Origin of the sequence: Brevibacterium sp. FME37, from assembly GCF_014897485.1 — a bacterium.
In the GTDB taxonomy this organism is placed as follows: Bacteria; Actinomycetota; Actinomycetes; order Actinomycetales; family Brevibacteriaceae; genus Brevibacterium.
In genome coordinates this window covers 58,899-81,265 of sequence record NZ_JABUYE010000011.1, presented here as the reverse complement: position 1 = coordinate 81,265, position 22,367 = coordinate 58,899, and the positions used below count along the sequence as shown (strand labels likewise).

At 63.5% G+C, this 22,367-nt stretch carries 20 protein-coding genes; 16 read left to right on the top strand and 4 right to left on the bottom strand.

Going from position 1 to position 22,367, the window contains the following annotated elements; translation table 11 throughout:
- Positions 1–114: 114 nt before the first annotated feature.
- The 4 genes from INT29_RS13450 (at position 115) to INT29_RS13435 (ending at position 2,789) form a co-directional block, all read left to right on the top strand.
- On the top strand, positions 115–741 hold the full coding sequence (locus INT29_RS13450) for a superoxide dismutase (RefSeq protein WP_092107348.1): 627 nt from the start codon (positions 115–117) through the stop codon (positions 739–741).
- Positions 742–953: 212 nt separating this feature from the next.
- Complete coding sequence (locus INT29_RS13445; protein WP_193071950.1) at positions 954–1,541, top strand: GNAT family N-acetyltransferase; 588 nt, start codon at positions 954–956, stop codon at positions 1,539–1,541.
- A gap of 40 nt (positions 1,542–1,581) precedes the next feature.
- Positions 1,582–2,331 carry a 4-hydroxy-tetrahydrodipicolinate reductase gene (dapB, locus tag INT29_RS13440; protein WP_193071949.1) on the top strand — a complete coding sequence of 250 codons (750 nt, stop codon included), beginning with the start codon at positions 1,582–1,584 and terminating at the stop codon, positions 2,329–2,331.
- Positions 2,331–2,789 carry a hypothetical protein gene (locus INT29_RS13435; protein WP_193071948.1) on the top strand — a complete coding sequence of 153 codons (459 nt, stop codon included), beginning with the start codon at positions 2,331–2,333 and terminating at the stop codon, positions 2,787–2,789. Before dapB ends, INT29_RS13435 begins: the two co-directional genes overlap by 1 nt.
- On the opposite strand, the gene INT29_RS13430 is transcribed toward INT29_RS13435, so the two are convergent.
- Positions 2,752–4,035, bottom strand: a complete 1,284-nt coding sequence (locus INT29_RS13430; RefSeq protein ID WP_193071947.1) for a heparan-alpha-glucosaminide N-acetyltransferase domain-containing protein — start codon at positions 4,033–4,035, stop codon at positions 2,752–2,754. The two genes, INT29_RS13435 and INT29_RS13430, sit on opposite strands and share 38 nt — an antisense overlap.
- Positions 4,036–4,181: 146 nt before the next feature.
- Here INT29_RS13430 and INT29_RS13425 point away from each other — a divergent pair, with 146 nt between their 5' ends.
- From INT29_RS13425 to INT29_RS13390, 9 genes are all read left to right on the top strand, one after another.
- Positions 4,182–6,197 carry an FAD-dependent oxidoreductase gene (locus tag INT29_RS13425; RefSeq protein ID WP_193071946.1) on the top strand — a complete coding sequence of 672 codons (2,016 nt, stop codon included), beginning with the start codon at positions 4,182–4,184 and terminating at the stop codon, positions 6,195–6,197.
- Positions 6,194–6,529, top strand: coding sequence for a helix-turn-helix domain-containing protein (locus INT29_RS20190; RefSeq protein ID WP_264298578.1), 336 nt, complete (start codon positions 6,194–6,196; stop codon positions 6,527–6,529). Before INT29_RS13425 ends, INT29_RS20190 begins: the two co-directional genes overlap by 4 nt.
- Positions 6,513–6,872 (top strand): TetR family transcriptional regulator C-terminal domain-containing protein, encoded by a 360-nt coding sequence (locus INT29_RS20185; protein ID WP_319020909.1) that lies wholly within the window; start codon positions 6,513–6,515, stop codon positions 6,870–6,872. The genes INT29_RS20190 and INT29_RS20185 overlap by 17 nt, the downstream gene beginning before the upstream one ends.
- A gap of 182 nt (positions 6,873–7,054) precedes the next feature.
- A complete protein-coding gene (gene dapA, locus INT29_RS13415) occupies positions 7,055–7,978 on the top strand; it encodes a 4-hydroxy-tetrahydrodipicolinate synthase (protein ID WP_101571140.1) in 924 nt (307 codons plus the stop codon).
- Between the two features lie 34 nt (positions 7,979–8,012).
- Positions 8,013–9,659: a ribonuclease J gene (locus INT29_RS13410; protein ID WP_101571137.1), complete on the top strand. Its 1,647-nt coding sequence runs from the start codon at positions 8,013–8,015 to the stop codon at positions 9,657–9,659.
- A gap of 467 nt (positions 9,660–10,126) precedes the next feature.
- Positions 10,127–11,731 carry a malate synthase A gene (aceB, locus tag INT29_RS13405; protein WP_101571134.1) on the top strand — a complete coding sequence of 535 codons (1,605 nt, stop codon included), beginning with the start codon at positions 10,127–10,129 and terminating at the stop codon, positions 11,729–11,731.
- A 150-nt stretch (positions 11,732–11,881) separates the two neighbouring features.
- The gene (locus INT29_RS13400; RefSeq protein WP_101571132.1) at positions 11,882–13,348 is read left to right on the top strand and encodes an FAD-linked oxidase C-terminal domain-containing protein; all 1,467 of its coding nucleotides are present in this window, start codon (positions 11,882–11,884) and stop codon (positions 13,346–13,348) included.
- A complete protein-coding gene (locus INT29_RS13395; RefSeq protein WP_180958940.1) occupies positions 13,345–14,496 on the top strand; it encodes an FAD-binding oxidoreductase in 1,152 nt (383 codons plus the stop codon). The genes INT29_RS13400 and INT29_RS13395 overlap by 4 nt, the downstream gene beginning before the upstream one ends.
- A complete protein-coding gene (locus INT29_RS13390; RefSeq protein ID WP_180958939.1) occupies positions 14,496–15,968 on the top strand; it encodes a (Fe-S)-binding protein in 1,473 nt (490 codons plus the stop codon). The genes INT29_RS13395 and INT29_RS13390 overlap by 1 nt, the downstream gene beginning before the upstream one ends.
- 9 nt (positions 15,969–15,977) lie before the next feature.
- On the opposite strand, the gene INT29_RS13385 is transcribed toward INT29_RS13390, so the two are convergent.
- Positions 15,978–16,439 carry a universal stress protein gene (locus tag INT29_RS13385; RefSeq protein WP_101571127.1) on the bottom strand — a complete coding sequence of 154 codons (462 nt, stop codon included), beginning with the start codon at positions 16,437–16,439 and terminating at the stop codon, positions 15,978–15,980.
- 13 nt (positions 16,440–16,452) lie between these two features.
- Positions 16,453–17,949, bottom strand: a complete 1,497-nt coding sequence (locus tag INT29_RS13380; RefSeq protein WP_101571125.1) for a CitMHS family transporter — start codon at positions 17,947–17,949, stop codon at positions 16,453–16,455.
- A gap of 143 nt (positions 17,950–18,092) precedes the next feature.
- On the opposite strand from INT29_RS13380, the gene INT29_RS13375 reads away from it, so the two are divergent.
- The 3 genes from INT29_RS13375 to INT29_RS13365 all read left to right on the top strand — a co-directional run bounded on the left by INT29_RS13375 (position 18,093) and on the right by INT29_RS13365 (position 20,917).
- On the top strand, positions 18,093–19,892 hold the full coding sequence (locus INT29_RS13375; protein WP_319020908.1) for a sensor histidine kinase: 1,800 nt from the start codon (positions 18,093–18,095) through the stop codon (positions 19,890–19,892).
- Entirely contained in the window at positions 19,889–20,548 is a 660-nt protein-coding gene (locus INT29_RS13370; RefSeq protein ID WP_226842013.1) for a response regulator, read from the top strand. Before INT29_RS13375 ends, INT29_RS13370 begins: the two co-directional genes overlap by 4 nt.
- A 66-nt stretch (positions 20,549–20,614) precedes the next feature.
- Positions 20,615–20,917, top strand: a complete 303-nt coding sequence (locus tag INT29_RS13365) for a hypothetical protein (RefSeq protein ID WP_193071944.1) — start codon at positions 20,615–20,617, stop codon at positions 20,915–20,917.
- Between the two features lie 3 nt (positions 20,918–20,920).
- Here the strand turns inward: INT29_RS13365 and INT29_RS13360 are convergent, their stop codons facing one another.
- Positions 20,921–22,231, bottom strand: a complete 1,311-nt coding sequence (locus INT29_RS13360) for an MFS transporter (protein WP_193071943.1) — start codon at positions 22,229–22,231, stop codon at positions 20,921–20,923.
- Between the last annotated feature and the right edge of the window lie 136 nt (positions 22,232–22,367).

Below are 22,367 nucleotides of genomic sequence, written 5' to 3'. Positions count from 1 at the left end.
GCGTCATCTGGAATAGACCTCTGCAATACCGTGTTGTTCGAGATGAGACCCTGCTATAGGGTCGAAATGAAGCCGCCGACCTGGCGGACATCAATTCTCTTCAGGAGGAATTTCATGGCTGAGCAGTACGTCCTTCCGGAACTGCCCTACGACTACTCCGCACTTGAGCCGCACATCTCGGCTCGCATCATGGAGCTGCACCACGACAAGCACCACGCAACCTACGTCAAGGGTGCCAACACCGCTGTTGAACAGCTGGCCGAAGCCCGCGAAAGCGGAAACCTCGCCAACGTTCCGAAGCTGACCCGCGACCTCGCGTTCAACCTCGGCGGACACGTCAACCACTCGATCTTCTGGAACAACATGTCTCCAGACGGTGGCGACAAGCCCGTCGGCGAACTCGCAGCAGCCATCGACGACCAGTTCGGCTCCTTCGACAAGTTCCGTGAGCACTTCACCACGGCAGCCACCACGATCCAGGGCTCCGGCTGGGCCGTGCTCGTCTACGATCAGCTCGGTGGAAATCTCTTCATCGAACAGCTCAAGGACCAGCAGTCGGACATCCAGCTCGGTGGAACCCCGGTTCTTCAGCTCGATATGTGGGAGCACGCCTTCTACCTTGACTACCAGAACGTCAAGCCTGACTACGTCAAGGCCTGGTGGAACATCGTGAACTGGGCAGACGCCGGCGCACGCTTCGACCGCGCCGTCGCTCAGACCAAGGGACTCCTGCTCGGCTGATAGCCTGACAGACCCCTAAACGGCGGCCCCGACCCATAGCGGCGGGGCCGCCGTTTTCATGTCCCGGATCCTTTGTCGCTCAGGCGGACACCTGAGCAACCTTCCCGGCGCCGGGAAACCCTGCCATGGAGTGGTCCCCAAAGGTTGCTCAGCGTCCGGAGAGGTCAAAAGTTGCCCTGCCTCGACTGTCCCCGGCCCACTACGCTTGGCCCATGACCGCCTCTCTCAGACGCTGGCACCGCGCTGACGCGGATACCCTCGTCGACATCTATGCCCGTGCTGACTCGGATCTTCTCAACAACATCCCTGACGATCTCTCACTGGCGGGCGCGCAGACATGGCTGGACTGGGCCGGTGGCGCAGAAGACGATGGTTCAGCAGTGGCCCTCGCAATCGTGGACGGCGACGAAAGCCCGGTCGGCAATGTCATGGCGACATCCATCGACCAACGAAATTCGACCGCCTGGATCTCCTACTGGCTTGACCCGAGCGCCCGCGGTCAGGGACTTGCAGCGGCCGCTCTGCGCAGCTTCGTCGATTACCTGCACGATGAGCACAACGTCTACCGTCTTGAACTGGGCTACCGGTTGAACAATCCAGCATCGGCAGCAGTCGCCGCGAGTGCCGGATTCATCGTCGAAGGTAGGCAGCGCGAACGACTGCTCTACGACGGAGTCCGGTTCGACACAGAAGAATGTGCTCGACTGGCCGGAGACCCACGGCCGCAACGGCGCAGACTGCCGATCCGTGCGTCAGAGACCACATCACCTGATGAGGGTGGCCGGGCCGGAAGTCGTTAGACTGGCCTGCGGAGATCGTCGAGCAAGGAGTTACGAACTTATGAATGCGATTCGAGTAGCCGTCATCGGAGCACAGGGCCGCATGGGCGCCCAGGCTGTCGATGCCATCACCGAGGCCGAGGGTCTCGAACTCATCGCGGCTCTGGGCAGCAGCGACTCCTTGGAGACCCTGCTGGAGAAGAACATCGACGTTGCGGTCGAACTTACGGTCCCGAAATCGACCGAAGACAATGTGCGCTTCCTGGTCGAGCACAACATCGACACCGTTGTGGGCACCACCGGCTGGGACAACGATCGTCTGGCTCGGCTCAAGGACTCCCTGCAGAGCCATCCGAAGACCGCCGTCCTCATCGCCCCGAACTTCTCGATCGGCGCAGTCCTGGCGATGCGATTCGCAGAACTGGCCGCACCGTACTTCGACTCCGCCGAGGTCGTCGAAATCCACCACACACGTAAACTCGACGCTCCCTCAGGCACCGCTAACCACACGGCCCAGCGCATCGCCGCGGCCCGCAATGCGGCGGGCCTGCCGCAGGTCCCCGACTCCACCGAGAGCGACCCCAACGGGGCCCGTGGAGCCGTCATCGACGGCATCCACGTCCACGCCATCCGTCAGCAGGGCATGAATGCCTCCGAAGAGATCCACTTCGGTTCCGACGGCGAGGCGCTGACCATTCGCACGGATTCACATTCCACCTCGGCGTTCATGCCCGGAATCGTCACCGCGGTGCGTTCGATCGCCGAGTACACCGGTCTGGTGCACGGCCTCGAGAACATGCTCGACCTCTGATGTCCAAAGGCAAAATCGGGGCGATCATCGTCTCAGTGGTGCTCGTCTTCTACTTCGTCCTCATGGGGCATCGAGCATGGATACTGGTCAGAGAACCCGACCTGGTTCCACGGCTGATGGGTATCGCCCTCTTTGTCCTGCCCCTTATCGGAGCATGGACGCTGGTCGTCGAGCTCATGTTCGGCGCACGGACTGAGAAACTGGCACGCATCCTCAAATCCGAGGATGGACTTCCCATTGATGACCTGCCGCGGACACCGGGCGGAAAGATCATTCGCCAAGCCGCCGACGAGGAATTCGGAAAGTACCAGGCCGAAGCTGAGACAGCGCCTGAAGACTGGCGTTCATGGTTCCGTCTCTCCTGCGCCTACGACGCGTGCGGGGACCGCAAGCGTGCCAGATCAACGATGCGCAAGGCCGTCAATATGTATCGGGTCGGCGCGAAGCAGAATTCCTAGCCGAGTCTGAATCCGGACTCGGAATCGGTGACGCGGACCGAATCACCGCGGCGACTCCCGCTTCCAGCGGACCGTGGGCACCGATCGCCAGCTTCCACAGCAGCGCAGACCCGATGAACACGAGAGCATGGACACTGAACTCCACGGCCTGCGGTGTCATCATCTCGCCGCCGAGGAGCGGAGTGGCTTCGACCCAGGGGCGAGTGATCTGGAGCAGGATGACGTGGGCGAAGTACACGCTCAAGGGCATCGAACCGGGAGCCGTCAACGGTGCAAGCACCCAGGTCTTTCGTCCCAGAAGAACAGCCAGCGACTGACAGGCGACGATGGTCAACAGCGCCGTCCCAGCCGTGGAGAGCAGGTCGAAGGGTGTCCCCGAGTGCGGGCCGGCGATCGCCAGCCACCACCAAGAGGTCGTCGGCGTCACCCCATAGCTGCCGGTGAACAGCGCCGCGTTGAGGTCGGTTCCATACAGCTCGGAGACCCGGACCAGGACAGGACCTCCGCCGGCGACGTTGAGGAGCAGCCACGAGACGCCCTTGCCGATGAGGAAGAGTCCGAGTCCGGCGGCGAAGAGGGACATGAGGTGCTTGCCGATGTCGACCTTCGCCACCGCCATCCCCAGCACAATGTAGGACAGCCACTGCAGAACCGGATAGTAGCCGGTGAGCACCAGATCGTGGAGCATCGTCAGCGGAGTCGCAAAATCGAACCATGACATTGACGAGTACTTCGGCTCCAGCCCGAACTGACTGCGGATGAGCATCGAGAGCACAGGACTGAGGATCATCCACGCCAGGGCGGTGACGAAGAGGGTGCGGGTGCGCAGGCGCAGGAATAGCATCGCAATGGCGAACATGACCCCGTAGTTGACGAGGATGACAGCCAGCAGCGTCGACACCGATCCCAGGCACAGTCCGATGAGAATGATTGCTCCCGCGCGGATGAGCACACTGGGTGCAGCATCGCGCAGGCGCCCGGAGCCTGCCATCCGCGACCGTGTGGCGAGAACCAGCGAACAGCCGGCCAGGACCGCGAACAGTGCCGAGGCTCGGCCTGCGAACACAGCGGCCCAGGTAGGGAAGCCCTCAGGGTCGGATAGGGCGAAGATATGGGTGACCATCATCGCGAACAGGGCGATTCCGCGTGCGGCATCGAGCCCGATGAGGCGGCCGGGGGGACTCAGATGTTCCAGAACCGATTGACCCGGCGCAGTCGCCGAGATGGGGGAGCGGTGAGAGCTCATGCCTCGATTCTCACATGCCCCGGAACGTTCCCGCTGTTCTGCACCTAGCGCCGGGGTCTTCCACGCCGAGCGCCGGGACTTCCCCCGTTAGTCATACCGTGATATGAATTACGGGTCAGGACCCACCGCATGCATCAAGGATGATCATGTCTTCACTGTTCCCACGCCTCTTCGAACCCATCACACTGGGCCCGAGGACCATTCGCAATCGCATCGTGTCCTCAGGCCACGACACGGTCCTCGATGACCACGGGAAGATCGGCGACGATCTCGTGGCCTATCACGAAGCACGAGCCCAGGGCGGCTGTGGGCTCATCGTCCTCCAGGTCTCCGGAGTTCACGAGACCGCCCGCTACACGAACCATGTGCTCATGGCCACCGATGATTCCTCGGTGCCCGGATACGGAGCCGTCGCCGAGGCAGTCCACGCTCATGGTGCCACGATCTTCGCTCAGCTCTTCCACCCCGGCCGGGAGGTCATGGACGGTGAGCGCGGCATGGCACCGCGAGCAGTCGCACCCAGCGACGAACCGCAGGAGCGCTTCAAGGTGGTCCCCGAGGCACTGAGCACCGAAGCGATCAAGGAGATCATCGCCGGCTACGCGAGCGCCGCCAAGCGGATCAGTGACAGCGGCATCGACGGCGTCGAGATCGTCGCCAGCCACGGGTATCTGCCCATCCAATTCTTCAACCCGCGAGTGAATGCGCGCACCGACGAATACGGTGGCAGTCCGGCCAACCGTCGTCGCTTCCTCGCCGAGGTGGTCGCCGGGGTCCGCGAAGCAGTGGGCCCCGACGTCGTGGTCGGCCTGCGGATCTCAGGAGAGGAGAAGACCGAAGACGGGATGGTCGCCACCGAGGTCCTCGACCTCATCGAACACCTCGATGGAATGAAGACGGGTTCTGATGCTGGCCCCAGCGCGGGCGACATCGAGGAAGTGGACTGCCTCGACTACTTCTCGATCACGGCCGGAGACTCCTCGACCCTGCAAGGTGCGGTGCACATCGTGCCCTCGATGCAGATCGACCCGGCCTATGCCGCGACCCTGTCCGAACAGGTCAAGAAGATCACAGACAAACCGGTCATGGTCGCCGGACGAATCAACCAGCCGCACGAAGCGGAGAAGGCCATCGCCGAGGGGCGCACGGACATGGCGATCATGACCCGGGCGATGATCTGCGATCCCGAGATCGCCAGCAAGGCGCAGCGAGATGCGGTGGACGAGATCCGGGCCTGCATCGGCTGCAACCAGGCCTGCATCGGACACTTTCAGATGGGTGTGCCCATCTCCTGCATCCAATACCCCGAATCGGGCAGAGAGCTTCAGTTCCTGCCTCGGCCCACGGTGAGGATCCGGCGTCGTGTCCTCGTCATCGGCGGCGGACCAGCCGGACTCAAGGCGGCAGCGGTGGCAGCCGAAGCCGGTGATGACGTCGTGCTCTGCGAACGCGAGCCCCACCTCGGCGGGGCCGTGCTGCTGGCACAGGAACTGCCCTACCGATCCGAATTCGGGGGAGCCGCGACGAACCTGAGCGCCGAGGCGAGACGAGCCGGCGTTGACATCCGCACCTCGACGCCGGTGACCCAGCAGGTCTTCGACGAGGTGGCACCCGAACATGTGATCGTTGCGACGGGTGCGCAGCAGCGCATGCCCCACCTTGAAGTCGACGACGAGGCCTTCGTCATCGGTGCCCGCGACTATCTCATGACCCAGCCGACCCTGCCGAAAGGTCGCGTGCTCGTCAATGACTGGAAGGGCGACTGGATCGGCCTGGGCATCGCGTTGCGTTTGGCCGAGGCTAGGGTGCCGGTGACCTTGGCGACGGCGGCGAACTTCGCCGGAGCCGCCATCCAGCAGTACACGCGCACGCTGCTCATGTCCCAGGCACTGCGGACAGGAGTCGACTTCGTCAACGACGCTCGCCTCGTCGGAGTCGATGCGACGACCGGGTACCTGCAGTCAACCCTGTGCGAGATCGTCCACGAGGTCGACGGTGTGGCCGCCACGATCGTCTCCGGGGCCCCACAATCCGTGGTCCCCGATCTTGATTTCGGGACTGCGAGCGTTCGGACCATCGGAGATGCCGTGGCCCCGCGGACCGTGGAGGAAGCGGTCTTCGAAGGACTCGAGGCTGCGAGCAGTCTGGCGCCAGTCCCGTGAGTCCACGTCCCCAGTTCTCCACGACCGAAGTCGACGCCCGGCGCGCCGCGATCCTCGAAGCAGCCCTTGACCAGATCGCTGCGCAGGGGCCCGAGTCTGTCCGGATGAAGGACATCGCCGAGGCAGCAGGACTGTCTGTGGGGCACCCTGCAGTACTATTTCGGATCCCGCGAGTCACTGCTCGTCCACGCCTTCTCGACCCACAGCAGCGCAACCGTCGACGCCATCGCGGGTCTCACACGGAAGGACTCCATCGCGGGTCTCACCAGGAGACAGGGGACAGCGTGGGAGACGCTGCAGGCGAGTCTGCAGGCCGTGCCGAGGATCGGTGACCTCAGACGCCGCTCACAGGTGTGGCTCGAGCTCATCGCCGCCTCGTCGCGCAACGGCTATCTGCGCGACTCCGCCGACGCTGTCTTCGACACCTGGCGTGCCCACTTTCGGACCCTCATCGAAACCGGCATCGACGATGGAAGTTTCAGCCCGCACACCGAAGTGGATCTCATCGTCGACATTCTCATCGCAGCGATCGACGGCTTCGACATGGCGGTGGCCGCCGGCCGCAGCGATGTCACACCCGAGAGGATCGCAGACTCCCTCGAACTCACCGCGAGGAGCCTGCTGGGTGTCCATGGCAGGGCCACCAACAGCGCATACGCCAGCACAACCCTCTGAAGCCCGATCCATGTGATCTGTCTCTCGTGCTGAAAACACCACCGATCGCCCCGGGTGAACGTCCCGCACACCGCCGATGAGCGGGGCGCGGCGACGGGTGGCAGGCGGTGATCAGAAAATGCGCCGGTGGCGCGCGCACGGCCACTGCCGCAGACTAAGACTGTGCGCGGTATCCTTTTCGTATGGCGATTCTCGGTGACAACGCAGCGGCCGCTGCAATTGATGCGTTCGGTACTGTCGGCACGGCGATGGTGACGCCGTTCAAGGACGACGGAACCATTGATTATCCTGCCGTGGAGAAGGTAGCGAACCATCTCGTCGACCTCGGCAACAACATGCTCGTCGTGTCCGGAACCACCGGCGAATCACCGACGACGACCGACGACGAGAAGATCGAGCTGCTCAAGGTCGTGCGCGGCGTCATCGGCAACCGGGCGAAGATCATCGCGGGCACCGGCAACAACGTCACTTCGCATACCATTGACCTGTCCAAGCGTTCGGCAGCAGCCGGTGCCGATGGCATCCTCATCGTCACCCCCTACTACTCGAAGCCGACACAGCCGGCCATCGCCGCCCACATGTGCGCGGCCGCGGACTCCACCGATCTTCCCGTCATGCTCTATGACATCCCAGGACGATCGGGCGTGCCCATCCGCACGGAAACTCTCCTCGGGTTGGCCGATCATCCCAACATCCTCGCGGTCAAGGACGCCAAGGGCGACCTCTTCGCCTCCGCGCAGGTGATGAACCGCAGCTCCCTCGTCTACTATTCGGGCGAAGACGCACTCAACCTTCCGCTGCTGGCACTCGGCGCCCTGGGCGTCGTCTCCGTTGCTGGCCACGTCTGCACACCACGGTTTGCCGACATGGTCGAGGCCGTGGCGAACAACGACCTCACCACCGCTCGCGCGATCGCCCATGAAACGGCGGACATGGTCGACGCGCTCATGAATCACATGCCGGGAGTCACCTCGGCGAAGGCCGCATTGCAGGCCCAAGGAATACTTGACAACCGCGGAACACGAATGCCGCTGCTCCCAGCAGATGAAGAGCAGATGGCGCTCGTGACCGCCCAATTGACCAGGAGTGGTTACCTCAGTGAATAATGCATTGACTCAAGAATTGAAGCTTCCGCCGAAGATGGACGCAGAGGCCGTCCGCATCGTCGCACTCGGCGGCCTCGGCGAAGTCGGTCGCAACATGACCGTGTTCGAATACCACGGCAAGCTGCTCATTGTGGACTGCGGCGTCCTCTTCCCCGAAGAGGACCAGCCCGGCGTCGACCTCATCCTTCCCGATTTCGCCTACCTCGATGACCGTCTCGACGACATCGTCGGCCTCGTTCTGACCCACGGCCACGAAGACCACATCGGTGCCGTGCCCTACCTGCTGCGTCGCAAGGCCGATATCCCGATCCTCGGTTCGAAGCTGACGATCGCGCTCATCGAGGCCAAGCTCAAGGAACACCGGATCAAGCCGATCACCCGCGTGGTCAAGGAAGACGACCTCGACCAGCTCGGTCCCTTTGACCTTGAGTTCGTCGCCGTCAACCACTCGATTCCCGACGCGCTCGCGGTCTTCATCCGCACCGGCGCAGGAAACATCCTCCACACCGGCGACTTCAAGATGGACCAGCTGCCTCTCGACGGCCGCATCACGGACCTGCGTGCCTTCGCCCGCCTCGGCGAGGAAGGTGTCGACCTGTTCATGACGGACTCGACGAACGCCGAGGTCCCCGGGTTCACCGCCCTGGAGAAGGACATCGGACCGGTTCTCGAGAACCTCTTCGGTCACGCCGAGCGTCGGATCATCGTCGCCTCATTCTCCTCACACATCCACCGTGTCCAGCAGGTGCTCAACGCCGCCGACGCGCACGGTCGCAAGGTCGCGCTCGTCGGCCGGTCGATGGTGCGCAACATGAAGATCGCCGAAGATCTCGGCTACCTTGAGGTCCCACGCGGTGCCCTCATCGACATCAAAGAGGTCGACAAACTCCCCGATGACCAGGTCGTGCTCATGTGCACCGGTTCGCAGGGTGAGCCGATGGCCGCGCTCTCGCGCATGGCCAACCGCAGCCACCGCGTCGAGGTGGGCGACGGCGACACCGTCATCCTCGCCTCCTCACTCATCCCCGGCAACGAGAACTCCGTGTTCAAGGTCATCAACGGGCTGATGAAGCTGGGTGCCAATGTCATCTCGAAGGCAGACGCCAAGATCCACGTCTCCGGCCACGCGTCCGGCGGCGAGCTGCTCTACTGCTACAACATCGTCAAGCCCCGCGGAGTCATGCCCGTCCACGGCGAATGGCGACACATGCTGGCCAATGCCAGGCACGCCGAGGCGACCGGGGTGAATCCGGACAACATCGTCCTTGCCGACGACGGTTGGGTCGTCGACCTCAAGGACGGTCACGCCGAGGTCGTCGGTGCAGTGGACTGCAACTTCGTCTTCGTTGACGGCTCCTCCGTCGGTGAGATCACCGAGGCGGATCTCAAGGACCGTCTTGTGCTCTCCGGCGAAGGCTTCGTCACGATCTTCATGGCCATCAACAGCCAGTCGAAGTCCCTCATCGCCGGGCCCGAGATCCACGCCCGCGGTGTGGCCGAATCCGATTCCGTTTTCGACTCCATTATGCCGAAGGTCACGAAGGCCGTCGAAGATGCGCTCAAGGACGGCAACACCGACCAGTACCAGCTGCAGCAGGTTGTGCGCCGCACTGTGGGACGTTGGGCGTCCTCGAAGCTGCGTCGCAAGCCGATGATCGTCCCCATGGTCGTCATCGTCTGAGTTCGCTTCGCTGAGTTCGCTTCGCTGAGTACTCTCGTGTGAGTTCAGACACTTCGCCCGCGGTGCACCCTCGAAGGAGGGCGCATCGCGGGCGAAGTCGTATCTGCGGGGCCTTGGCCCCACGGCCTCGAAGTCTCTGTCGTCGATCACCGCCAACTCGTCTGTCTCTGCCCCCGATCAATGCGAAGCTCGTTTTCACCGTCCCCGGCGACGATAAAAACGGGCTTCGCATTGATCGAGGCCGCGCGTTAGTCTCGAAGGAGTCAGGCCGCCCCGCTCGAAGAGTGAGCCCGGGCACTTCTGGTGGTGTCTCAGAACGAGGGAAGGGTTTGACGAGAGGTGCGTCACCTCCTATTCTTTTCGTTGTGTGAACAATAAATTTCACGATGTGAAAGTTTTGCAGGCCAAACCCCGTTGCCAGCGACAAGCGATGCACTAGTGAAAGTGCCGACTAAGGAGAACCACGGATGACTGCTCATATCGAGAATCTGAACATTCCAGAAGGCATGGAGATTACCGGCGAACTGCCGGACGGGGCAGAGAAGGTACTCACCCCCAAAGCTCTCGAGCTCATCGTCGAGCTGAACCGGAAGTTCAACGGCACCCGCCTCGAACGATTGGAGGCTCGCAAGGAGCGCCAGGCTCAGATTGCCGCCGGCGCTGACCTCGACTTCCTCCCGGAGACCGCCGAGATCCGCAACGATCCCAGCTGGCAGGTCGCACCACCGGCACCCGGTCTCGAGGACCGGCGCGTGGAGATGACCGGACCGACGTACAAGAAGATGACGATCAACGCCCTGAACTCCGGGGCCAAGGTGTGGCTGGCTGACCAGGAGGATGCGAACACCCCACAGTGGGATTCGGTCATCGGCGGACAGCTCAACCTGCTCGACGCACTCAACCGCGAGATCGACTTCACCTCGCCCGAGGGCAAGAGCTACACCCTGGCCCCCGACGAGGAGCTGCCGACCATCGTCGTCCGTCCCCGCGGCTGGCACATGCCGGAGAAGCACATCCTCGTCGACGGCGAGGAGACATCCGGCTCGCTCGTCGACTTCGCGCTCTACTTCGCCACCGCCGGACAGCTTCAGATCGAAAAGGGCAAGGGCCCGTACTTCTACCTCCCGAAGATGGAATCCCATCTCGAAGCTCGTCTGTGGAACCAGGTATTCGACCATGCAGAGGACTCCTTCGGTCTTGACCGTGGGACCATCCGCGCCACCGTGCTCATCGAAACCTACCCTGCGGCCTTCGAGATGGAAGAGATCCTCTACGAGCTGCGCGAGCACTCCTCGGGTCTCAACGCCGGCCGCTGGGACTACATCTTCTCCGTGATCAAGAACTTCCGCGCCCGCGGTGCTGACTTCCTGCTGCCCGACCGTTCTGACGTGACGATGACGGTGCCGTTCATGCGTGCCTACACCGAGCTCCTCGTTCACACCTGCCACAAGCGCGGCGCGCACGCCATCGGCGGCATGTCCGCCTTCGTGCCCGCGAAGGATCCGGAGGCGAACGAGGCCGCATTCAACAAGGTCCGCGAGGACAAGTCCCGTGAGGCCGGCAAGGGCTTCGACGGCTCCTGGGTGGCCCACCCCGGCATGGTCGCACTGTGCAAGGAGGTCTTCACCGAGACGCTGGGTGCCAACGCCAACCAGATCGAGAACAAGCGCGACGATGTGTCCGTGACTGCAGCCGATCTCCTCGACGTCAAGTCGACCCCAGGATCGATGACGGAGCAGGGTCTGCGGATCAACGTCTCCGTCGGCATCCAGTACCTGCGCGCCTGGTTGGAAGGAAACGGCGCCGTCGCCATCAACGGACTCATGGAAGATGCCGCGACCGCTGAGATCTCCAGGTCCCAGGTCTGGCAGTGGATGGACGCCGGAGTCGAACTCGACACCGGAGTCACCGTCACAGCTGACTTCGTGCGCCAGGTCGTGACCGAAGAGGTTGCGAAGCTTCCGGGTGAGCAGGCGGATTGGAAGGATGCCACCGACACATTCCTGTCCGTGGCCGTCGCAGACGAGTACGTCGACTTCCTGACGCTGCCGGCCTACGCCCGCATGCCCTGATCTGCGCGCGCCTGTGGGCTGAACTAAAGCCCTGAGTCGGCACGGTTCAGGAGTCTCACCACGTAAGAACGCCGTCGAAAATGTGCTCCTTGGCACATTTTCGGCGGCGTTCTTCGCTAAGCTCGACATCATTGACGCAAGGAGGCGTAAGTGGACAAGAGCAGAGTCGACTCGGTTCTCACACGGATCGAACCGCATTTGCCACCAGGCGCGATCGTCACCGACGAGAACGAACGCAAAACCTATGAGTGCGATGGTCTGGCCGTGCACAGGACCGTCCCGGCCCTGGTCATCCGCGTCACCTCCACCGCCGAGGTGGCCGTTGCCGTGCGTGCCTGTCACGAGTTCGCTGTCCCCTTCGTCGCCCGGGGTTCGGGCACCGGACTCTCCGGTGGTGCCCAACCGCACGCCGAGGGCGTGCTCATCGTCATGTCGACGATGCGAGACATCCTCGATATCGATCCGCTGGCCCAGCGCGCCATCGTGCAGCCCGGGGTCATCAACCTCAATCTCTCCAATGAGGCCAACCCGCACGGCTACTACTTCGCCCCGGACCCTTCGAGTCAGAGCGTGTGCTCGATCGGCGGCAACGTCGCTGAGAACTCCGGCGGTGCCCACTGCCTCAAATACGGGTTCACCACCAACCACGTCACCGGCCTCACCCTGGTCACCGCCCAGGGTGACATCGTCGAGATCGGGGGAGATGCTCCCGAATATCCCGGCTATGACCTCCTCGGTGTGCTCTGCGGATCAGAGGGGACGCTGGGCATCGTCACCGAGGTGACCGTGCGTCTGACCCGGCTGCCCGAAGCGGTGGAGACGCTGCTCATCGGGTTCGAGTCGACCGATGCGGCAGGAGAGGCGGTCAGCGACATCATCTCCGCGGGGATCATGCCCGCCGCCATCGAGATGATGGACGCCCTGGCCATCGAGGCCGCAGAGAAGGCCGTGGCGTGTAACTACCCAGAGGGTGCCGGTGCTGTCCTCGTCGTCGAACTCGATGGCCCTGCCATCGACGTCGATCTCGAACGCGAGACCGTCATCGCCCGGGCCAAGGACCACGGGGCCGGCGAGGTTCGCGTTGCCGTCGACGATGTCGAACGCGGTCTGATCTGGAAGGGCCGGAAATCGGCCTTCGCCGCTGTCGGTCGCATCAGCCCCGACTACATCGTCCAGGACGGGGTGATCCCACGCTCACGGCTCGGGCCTGTGCTGGCCTCGATTTCGACGATCGCTGAGGAATGCGGTGTGCGCGTGGCCAACGTCTTCCACGCCGGAGACGGCAACCTGCACCCGCTCGTGCTCTTCGACGGCAGCATCGAGGGCCAGACCGAACTGGCCGAGACCGCCTCGGGGCGGATCCTCGACCTGTGCCTGAGCGAAGGCGGTTCGATCACCGGGGAACACGGGGTCGGCTCCGACAAGGCGAAATTCATGCCGCGGATGTTCACCAATGAGGACCTCGACACGATGCAGATCCTGCGCTGTGCCTTCGACCCGGACTATCTGTCCAACCCGGGAAAGATCTTCCCGACTCCTCGACTGTGCGGGGAACCACCTCGGCGAACATCGGGGGAACACCCACTTCAGGCAGCAGGAAAGGCGGAGCTGTTTTGACCGAGGAACTGCCCAGGCTCGCTCGACCCGACAGCGTTGAAGAGCTCTCCGAACTCGTGGCCGCCGCGCACCGAGACTTACGCACCATCGGCGTCTACGGTGGTGGAACCGCACTTGCTGATCACCCGCCGGGTAAGACTCCGGGGCTTCTCCTCGACATGGGAGGCCTCAACCAGGTCACCGAACACTCTCCCGGAGACCTCATCCTCGTCGCCGGAGCAGGTGCCACGGTCGCTGAGCTGACCCGAGTCGCCGAAACCGGAGACCAGGAGCTCCTCTCAGACTTTCCAGCCGACCGCACCGACTCCGGTTCAACCCTGGGCGGAGCCATCGCCACCCGTGCCGTCGGGCCCCGCCGCATCGGCCGCCTGCCGCTGCGTGAAGTCGTCCTCGGCGTCACCGTCGTCCTCGCCGACGGCACGATCGCGAAGGCCGGAGGCAAGGTAGTGAAAAATGTCGCCGGCTACGACCTCGCCAAACTCATGACCGGGTCCTGGGGCACGTTGGGCATCATCGCCAGTGCTGCGATTCGGCTCTACCCGAAACCGCAGACTCAGGGCTTCGTCGAGATCCCCGGCGCCGAGGCTGCGCTTTCCAGCATCGGATCCCAGGTGGCCCCGGCGGCAGTCGAAATCGACCGCTCGCCGGGTGTAGCGGCAACGACCGTCGTGATGGTCGAAGGACTCCCTGAGTCGGTCGAGTCCCGAACACGGCAGATCATCGACGCCAACCCCGGTGCGATGCCGGGCGTCGAACCCAGCTGGTGGGCACGGCGAGCCCAAGCACCGGTGACGATACGGGCCTCGGTCTCACCGGCCCTAGTGCCGGAACTGGTGGGCCAGGTCGCCCGCCTTGAGGACGCCATCGGGTACCCGATCCAACTGCGCGGGTCCGCCATGGGAGTCTTCGACCTGGGCATCGGCGATCTCGACTCCGATCCCACGATCGCGACCCGCGTCGTTCTCGAACACCTGCGCTCATGGGGCCAGAAGCAGCTGAGCGCGACCGTGCTGTGTGCCCCCGCCTCGGTGTGGGGCGAGGTCGATGCCTGGGGCGAGATCCCCGGATTCGGACTCATGACCACCATCAAGGACCGGTTCGATCCGGACGGTCTGCTCTCACCCGGACGTGGAATAGGAGGACTGTGATGTCATGCGATTGCGGTGGCGCAGGAGCCTGCCAGGGCGGCGGAGCGCCCAGTGAAGCGACCGGTCCGACACCCCTGGAGGCCACGATGTCGACCGCGGGTCAGACAACGATGGAGATGGCCCCGCCGACGATGGACCACTCGGCCTTCGACGTCTTCAACCCACCGGATTCGAGTCTCATCGCCGACTGCGTCCACTGCGGTTTCTGCCTCCCCGCCTGTCCGACCTACCAGCTGTGGGGAAACGAGGAGGACTCACCGCGCGGTCGCATCTACCTCATGCAGGAGGGCCTGAAGAACGGTCCGATGAGCGCGTCCATGGTCGAACACTTCGACGCCTGCCTGGGCTGTATGGCCTGCGTCAGCGCCTGCCCCTCGGGCGTCCAATACGACAAGCTCATCGAGGCCACCCGCGGACAGGTCGAACGCAACGGTCAAGAGCATCGCAGCCGCGCCGAGGTGGCGCTGCGGGCAGCGATCTTCCAACTCTTCCCGTACCCCGATCGTCTCAAGACGATGTTGGCACCGCTCAAGCTCTACCAGCGGACGGGGCTGTCCACGCTTGTGCGCAAGTCCAAGATCCTGGAGAAGCTCTCACCGACCTTGGCCACGATGGAGGCCATCGCACCGCCGGTGACGAAGAAGGTCAGTATTCCATCGTCGAACCCGCCACGTTCGGCCGCAGGTGAGAGCCTGCCGGTCAGGGCGCGGGTGGGGATGCTGCTCGGTTGTGTGCAGCGCACCTTCTACCCTCAGGTCAACGCCGCGACCGTGCGCGTGCTCAATATGGAGGGCTGTGAGGTTGTGGTGCCTCAGTCGCAGGGGTGCTGCGGTGCACTGTCGGTCCATGCCGGGCGCAGCGAGGAGGGCGAGGACTTCGCGCGCAAGATCGTGGACACATTCACCTCGGCGCAGGTGGACTATCTGGTCGTGAACTCCGCCGGCTGCGGGTCGACGATGAAGGAGTATGCCGACATCCTCGCAGGTGATCCCGCCTATGCCGAGCGTGCGAAGGAACTGGCGGACAAGGTCAGAGACGTGACCGAGATCCTCGTCGAGCTCGGCCCCAGCGCCCCGCGGCATCCGGTGGCCGATGGTGGTCTGCGTGTGGCCTACCACGACGCCTGCCACCTCTCCCATGCCCAGGGGGTGCGCAACCCTCCACGCGAACTACTGGGTCAGATCCCGGGAGTCGAACTGGCTGCGATCAAGGACGCCGACACCTGCTGTGGTTCGGCCGGTATCTACAACCTGGTGCGCCCAGAGGCAGCTCGTGAACTGGGGGATAAGAAGGCCACGAACATCGCCGCCACCAAGGCCGGACTCGTCGTGACAGGCAACCCCGGTTGCCTGCTGCAGGTCACCGACGCCCTCCGCCGACAGGGTGAGGCAACGCTGCCCACCGCGCACACGATCGAACTCCTCGACGCCTCACTCACTGGGGCAGGAGCCGGAGAGCTGCTGGCACGCTGAGGCAGCACGCTATTTGACGATGAGCACCGGGCATTCGGCCTCGAGGATGACCCTCTGGGTGCTGGAGCCCAGCAGCAGTTTGACCAAGGGGGAGCGGCGGCGAGAGGCCATCACGATCAGCTTCGCCTGCCACGCCTCGGCGAGGTCGATGATCTGGGAGGCCACATCGGAATCGGCGCGTTGGATTTCGAACTCGAGGCCTGCCTCGGCGAGCGAATCGGCCAGCTCCTTCGTCTGCGACAGGGAACCGGCCGCCGGTGCAGTCGTGGTGTCGGTGCCGAAGTGGACGACGCGCAGGGCTGCCCCTTCTCGACGGGCACCGGCGATCGCCTCGTCGAGAACCGTCGCCGAGGAATCGGACCGGTAGGCCAGGATGACCGTGGCCCGGGCATCGTCGATGCCGGCCGAGGCCGCCACCCGCAGCGAGGGTGTCGGGAATCTGTGCTGAGGTGCTGAGTAGAAGTCAGTCATGTCGGTTCTGTTCCTATCCGATTGCAATGACGCCGATGAGGACGCCGACGGTCAGCATCACGAGGGCGACGATGAGGGCTCGCCACAGGACCTTCTTATGGTGGTCTCCGAGTTCGACTCCCGAGAGTGAGACGAGGAGCAGGATCGCGGGCACCAGCGGTGACTGCATGTGCACCGGCTGTCCTGTGATCGAGGCTCTGGCCATATCGGCAGCCGAGATCCCGAAGTGACCGGCGGTCTCGGCCAGCACGGGAAGGATGCCGAAGTAGAAGGCGTCATTGCTCATGAAGAACGTCATCGGGATCGAGAGCAGCCCGGTGATGACGGCCATGTAGGGGCCCATGGAGGACGGGATGACGTCGACGAGCCACGCGGCCATGGCATCCACCATGCCGGTGCCGCTCATGATGCCGGTGAGCACGCCCGCGGCCATGACCATGGCGACCACGGCGATGATCGCCGAGGCGTGTGAGGCCAGCTCTTCCTGCTGTGCCTTGAGGTTGGGGAAGTTGACCATGAGCGCGATGACCATGGCGATCATGAACAGGTAAGGCAGGGGCAGCAGGTCGGCGATGAGCATGACCATCACGGCCACGGTCAGGATCAGGTTGAACCAGAAGAGTTTGGGACGCAGCGTCGCCCGATTGGGGTCGAGCGCGGTATCGGTCAGGGCCGAACCGGAACCGGCATCGTCATCTGCGACCGCTGTGCCCGCCGAGGCTGTTCCACCGTGATCGGAACCCGACATGGACCCGGTGGCGGAGACTGAACCCGGGCCCGAAGCCGAACCTGCACCCGAGTTCGTGCCTGACTCTGAGTTCGAGCGGGCGACGGCACCGACGAGGTCGGAGCGCTTCGAACCCGCACGGGACTCATCGACCCAGGCCACACCGTTCTTGGCCAGCCGGCGGCGTTCAGAGACGCCGAGGAAGTAGGCGAAGACGAAGCACACCAGCAGACCCGCAGCGAGGGCCGGCACCATGGGAGCGAAGATTTCGTTGGCATCGATCTGCAGGGCAGAGGAGGCGCGTGCCGTCGGACCTCCCCAAGGGACGATGTTGAGCGTGCCGTTGATCAGACCCGCGACACAGGTCAGCACCACGGGTGACATCTCCAGGCGCTGGTAGATCGGCAGCATCGCGGCGGTGACGACGATGAACGTCGTCGACCCGTCACCGTCGAGGGAGACCGCTCCGGTCAGCAGTGCCGTGCCCATGACGACTCTGACGGGATCATGGCCGGCGACTCTGAGGATGAATCCGACGAGTTTGTCGAAGAGCCCCACGTCGATCATGATGCCGAAGTAGATGATGGCGAAGAGCAGCAGCGCTGCGGTCGAGGACATGTCTGCGATGGCGTCCATGACCATTTCGCCGATTCCCAAGCCTGCGCCGGTGAAGAGTCCGAAGATGGTCGGGACGATGATCAGGGCCAGGATCGGTGAGAGTCGCTTCGTCATGATCAGCGTCATGAAGACGATGATCATTGCGAAACCGAGGATTACGAGCACGAGCTTCTCCTGTGAAGACGGATGTGATGCCCGATACACCCTAGGCCGCGCACTGCTGCGGGCGCGCGCTTGTGTGCACTGAATACGTTCTGCCTGTTTGGCACCTTTTGCGCATTTCGCTCACGCCTGGTTACTGTGGGTTGGTGCCACGTCCCAGCCGATCGTTCTCTCGCCGTGTTCTGTTCAGTCAGCTCGCGGTCATTGTGGTGACGCTGGCGTTGGTGACCGGAGTCTTCGCCTGGATGGGTGCACGCTCGGTCACCGAAGTCACCGAGACCAAAGCACTGGCGACCGCACGGACTCTGGCCATCGATCCTGATGTGAGGAAAGCCTCGACCGACGCCTCGGCGCAGCCTGCGGGGGAGGCCGATGATGCGATCACGACTCCGCTGCTCGAGATCACCGATGACCTGCGCGACTCCTCAGGTATCGTCTTCGCAGTCATCACCGACGACCGGGGCATCCGCCTCTCCCACCCGGACCAGGACAACATCGGCAAACGTGTGTCCACCTCCCCGGATGACGCATTGGCCGGCAGAGAATCCGTGACGCATGAGCGAGGCACTCTCGGCGAGACCGTGCGTGCGAAGGTCCCGATCTATTCTTCAACCGATGATGAGACCGTCGTCGGAGAGGTCTCCGTGGGCATTCACGCCTCGGTGCTTGATGCTGATCTGCGGCGCGAATTTCTAGTCCTCGGCTCCGTCGCGGTCCTGGCCCTGGCCATCGGTGTCATCGCTTCACTGGCTCTGGGGCGCAGGCTGAGGCGTGAGACTCTGGGTGTGGGTCCCGAGGAGCTTGCGGAGATGGCACGCGATCAGGGTGCGGTCCTGCGCGGTCTTGACGACGGGGTTCTCGCCTTCAGCTCTTCGGGAGTCCCGACCCTGACCAACTCCACGGCCGAGCAGCTGCTCGGAATCTCCCATGTCGACCGTGACGACGATGACGACGACCACGACCGGTTCGCCGGCACCAACAGGGGCGCCGGCACTGACGTCACGGTGTCGGCCTCGGGCGGGTCCACGACCGGTCCAGGGGCAGAAGTGCCCGAGGTGATCCGGAACATGATGGTCGAGGCCCCCGATCACGGTGCCCTGCGGCGACGAGTCACCGTCGGCGATCGGATCCTGCTGGCCACCGCTGTCCGCGTGAGTCGTGATGGAGTCTCGGTCGGTGGGGTCGTCACCTTGCGCGATGAGACCCAGGTGCTGACCATGGCACGGCAGCTCGAATCGGTGACCTCCATGGCGCGGGCCCTGCGCACGCAGCGCCACGAATTCGCGAACCGTCTCCATACCGTCCTCGGCCTCGTCGACACGGGTGCCACCGACGAGGCACGGAACTACCTCGCCACGATCTTGCGCACCGGGCCGATCACCACGCCCGTCGAAGGCATTGAGGTGATCACCGATCCCTATCTTCGTGCCCTGCTGGAAGCAAAAGGAACCACCGCCGCCGAGGTGGGTGTGAGCCTCGCTGTCACCCCAGATTCCCTGGTGCTGGGCCGGGTGAATGAACCCGAAGACGTCACGCTCATCCTCGGCAACCTCATCGACAATGCGGTGCGGGCGGTGGTGACGAAGGCAAGTGGCAAAGCTGTTGAGAGTGCTGAGGGTATTGATCGGGTCGCCGAGGTGTTCGGCCGAGTCGAAGTGACGCTGCTCGGTTCCGGTCCGGAGCTGCATGCCGTCGTCACTGACTCCGGTGGGGGAGTGGATGAGAAGGATGCGGAGTCCATCTTCGACGAGGGGACCAGCAGTGCCGACGGTCTGGATTCAGACCATGGGCATGGCATCGGTTTGGCGCTGTGCCGAAGGACCGCACGCCGACACGGCGGCCGGGTGTGGCTGCTGGCAGGCCACGATCCCGATCTGGGCGGTGCCGGTTTCGGCATGCACCTGCCCGATGTACTCAGCGATGACACGGATGACGAGGAGAGATGATGATCAACGTTCTGGTTCTCGACGACGATTTCTATGTGGGGCAGATCCACTGCCGGTACGTCAACGAGGTCGCTGGGTTCAACGCTCTGGAACCGGTCAGAGATCTGCGCACCGCTCGCACGATCATCTCCGAAGAGGACGTTGACCTTGTGTTAGCCGATTACGTTCTGCCCGAAGGCAACGGAGTCGAACTCATCCGTGAGACGAATGTTGATGCCATCGTGCTCTCGGCCGTGTCCGATTCCGAGGTGGTGCGTTCGGCTCTGCGGGCGGGAGCCATGACCTATATTCTCAAACCCTTCGCCGCCGAGGAGCTGCAGGACTTCCTCAGACGTTATGCCCGCTTCCGCCGTTACTGGGAACGGGAGAAGGTGAGCCAGCCCGAGCTCGAGCGTCAATTGCGGGGCCTGCATGACGTTTCCTCACCGGGGAGCGCACCGGCCAAGGGCTCGGGCTCGTCGACGACTGGTCGGATCCTCGAAGCACTCGAGAGCGCCGATCAGCCACTGACGGCAATGGAGGTCTCCGATATCGTCGGCACCTCCCGCGCGACAGCGCAGCGCCACCTGGCCAAGCTGGCCGAGTCCCGCGCCGTCACCGTCTCACTCCAATACGGAAGCACCGGCCGCCCCGAACACCTCTATGGGGTGGGCTGAGGGGCCATCTGTCCTGGGCACGTGCCCGACCGCACTCCAGAACCTTCCGCCCAGGAAAGCTTGAGTATGAAATACAAAATCGCGATCAAGGCTCATTGGGTCAACAGCTGGTTCCTGAAACTGTTGTCAAAACCAGTGGCGGTGGTTGGTCATGCAGAGCACCCGCTGACCTGGTCCAAACCCACTGAAATAGAGATCGAGCAGGATGCGCCGGTCCGGATCGGAGTCGGTGTCCGTTACTTCGGGAGGGGAAAGTTGCTGGGCGTCTCTGTGACGGAACTGCCTGCACACAGCACCCCCGAGCTCAGTTCAGGTGTCATCGCATTTCGCAATGGATTCTGGAATCACGAACCATTCAAGCTGGTGTGAGTCTTAAGCAGATTCCTCTTCAGCATCACTGGTGGCGTCACTGTCGGCACCAAGCAGGTCCAGCTCGCGCGGCAGAGTCCGCATCCGCAGGAGCGGGGATGCGATCACAGGGATCGACGCGGCAAGCGAACACGCTGCGAGGATCCACATCGTCGTGGACACGCCAAGACTGTCGCCGAGGAAACCGGCGAGTAGTGAACCCAGCGGCATCGGCCCCCAGACGAGGAAACGAATTGAGGCGTTCATGCGTCCCAGCAGCGGCTTCGGGCACAAGCGCTGACGGAAGCTGACCTGGGCGATGTTGTAGACGACGACTGCCCAGCCGGTGACAAGACTGGCCACGAGCATCGTCGGGAAGGTCGGCAGAACCGTGGCCAGGGGCATCCCGAAGAAGCTCAACCCACCGAGCATTGCGGACACCGAGATGCTCGTTCCTTCACCGAGTCGTGTCTGCACCCTGGCGGCACTGAGAGCACCGAGGATTCCCCCGATCGCGCTGGCCGACATGATGATGCCCAGCTGAACCTGGCTCAGTCCCAAAGTCGTCAACACGAACAGCACCAGGAGAGCGAAGATGCCTGATGCCGCGAAGTTCGTGAGGCCGGTGCACGCGGTGATCCGCAGCAGCAGGTTGTGGCCGAGGACGAAGCCCAATCCCTCACGGATTTCGGAGATGAAGCCGGTGCGGGTCTCTGGTTCCGGCGGTGTTTCGCGGTGGCGGATTCTGCTGACGAAAAGACTCGACAGGCCCATACAGACACTGGTCAGGCCCACTGTCAGTGGGGCTCCGATGGCTGTGACGAGGCCTGAGGCCAAAGTCGGCCCGACGACTCCTGCCGTCTGCTGACTGGCCTGGAGCTTGCCATTGCCGTCCCCGATGGATCCGCCGTCGACGAGTTCGGGCAGATACGACTGATTAGCGATATCGAAGAAGACGGTGACGATCCCGACTCCTGCAGCCACAATGTAGAGCTGGGGCATGCTCAGTGCGCCGAGCGCCCAGGCCAGCGGGATCGTCAACAGGATGCCAGCACGCACGATGTCGCCGGAGACGATGACGATCTTCTTCGGCAGCCGATCGATCCAAGCGCCCGCCGGCAAACTGATGAGGAGGAAGGCAGCCGATTCCAGTGTCGCCAGAAGCCCCATCTGGAAGGCATCGGCGTCTAAGAGGCTGACGGCGATAAGGGGGAGTGCGAAGAAGACGAGCTGCGAACCGAACACTGAGACCGTGTCGCCCGCCCACAGCTTCATGAAGTCGCGGTGGTTCCACAAGGGTGAGCGTCCTGGCGGTGCGGGGTCGGCTGTAACCATGGCTCGTCCTTGAGTCGGGGTATCGGTGAACTGACGACGGAGATTAGATCGGGAGTGATTGAGATCTCTCAATTGCAGTCTGACAGGAGTGATTGATTTAAGTCAATCACTGTGGTGTGACCAATTGACTTCTCCC

What these genes read in the sequence shown, in the direction of transcription:
- INT29_RS13450 (WP_092107348.1), top strand. Translation starts at nt 115, where the DNA reads ATGGCTGAGCAGTACGTCCTTCCGGAACTGCCCTACGACTACTCCGCA.
- INT29_RS13445 (WP_193071950.1), top strand. Translation starts at nt 954, where the DNA reads ATGACCGCCTCTCTCAGACGCTGGCACCGCGCTGACGCGGATACCCTC.
- dapB (WP_193071949.1), top strand. Translation starts at nt 1,582, where the DNA reads ATGAATGCGATTCGAGTAGCCGTCATCGGAGCACAGGGCCGCATGGGC.
- INT29_RS13435 (WP_193071948.1), top strand. Translation starts at nt 2,331, where the DNA reads ATGTCCAAAGGCAAAATCGGGGCGATCATCGTCTCAGTGGTGCTCGTC.
- INT29_RS13430 (WP_193071947.1), bottom strand. Translation starts at nt 4,035, where the DNA reads ATGAGCTCTCACCGCTCCCCCATCTCGGCGACTGCGCCGGGTCAATCG.
- INT29_RS13425 (WP_193071946.1), top strand. Translation starts at nt 4,182, where the DNA reads ATGTCTTCACTGTTCCCACGCCTCTTCGAACCCATCACACTGGGCCCG.
- dapA (WP_101571140.1), top strand. Translation starts at nt 7,055, where the DNA reads ATGGCGATTCTCGGTGACAACGCAGCGGCCGCTGCAATTGATGCGTTC.
- INT29_RS13410 (WP_101571137.1), top strand. Translation starts at nt 8,013, where the DNA reads ATGGACGCAGAGGCCGTCCGCATCGTCGCACTCGGCGGCCTCGGCGAA.
- aceB (WP_101571134.1), top strand. Translation starts at nt 10,127, where the DNA reads ATGACTGCTCATATCGAGAATCTGAACATTCCAGAAGGCATGGAGATT.
- INT29_RS13390 (WP_180958939.1), top strand. Translation starts at nt 14,496, where the DNA reads ATGTCATGCGATTGCGGTGGCGCAGGAGCCTGCCAGGGCGGCGGAGCG.
- INT29_RS13385 (WP_101571127.1), bottom strand. Translation starts at nt 16,439, where the DNA reads ATGACTGACTTCTACTCAGCACCTCAGCACAGATTCCCGACACCCTCG.
- INT29_RS13370 (WP_226842013.1), top strand. Translation starts at nt 19,889, where the DNA reads ATGATGATCAACGTTCTGGTTCTCGACGACGATTTCTATGTGGGGCAG.
- INT29_RS13365 (WP_193071944.1), top strand. Translation starts at nt 20,615, where the DNA reads ATGAAATACAAAATCGCGATCAAGGCTCATTGGGTCAACAGCTGGTTC.
- INT29_RS13360 (WP_193071943.1), bottom strand. Translation starts at nt 22,231, where the DNA reads ATGGTTACAGCCGACCCCGCACCGCCAGGACGCTCACCCTTGTGGAAC.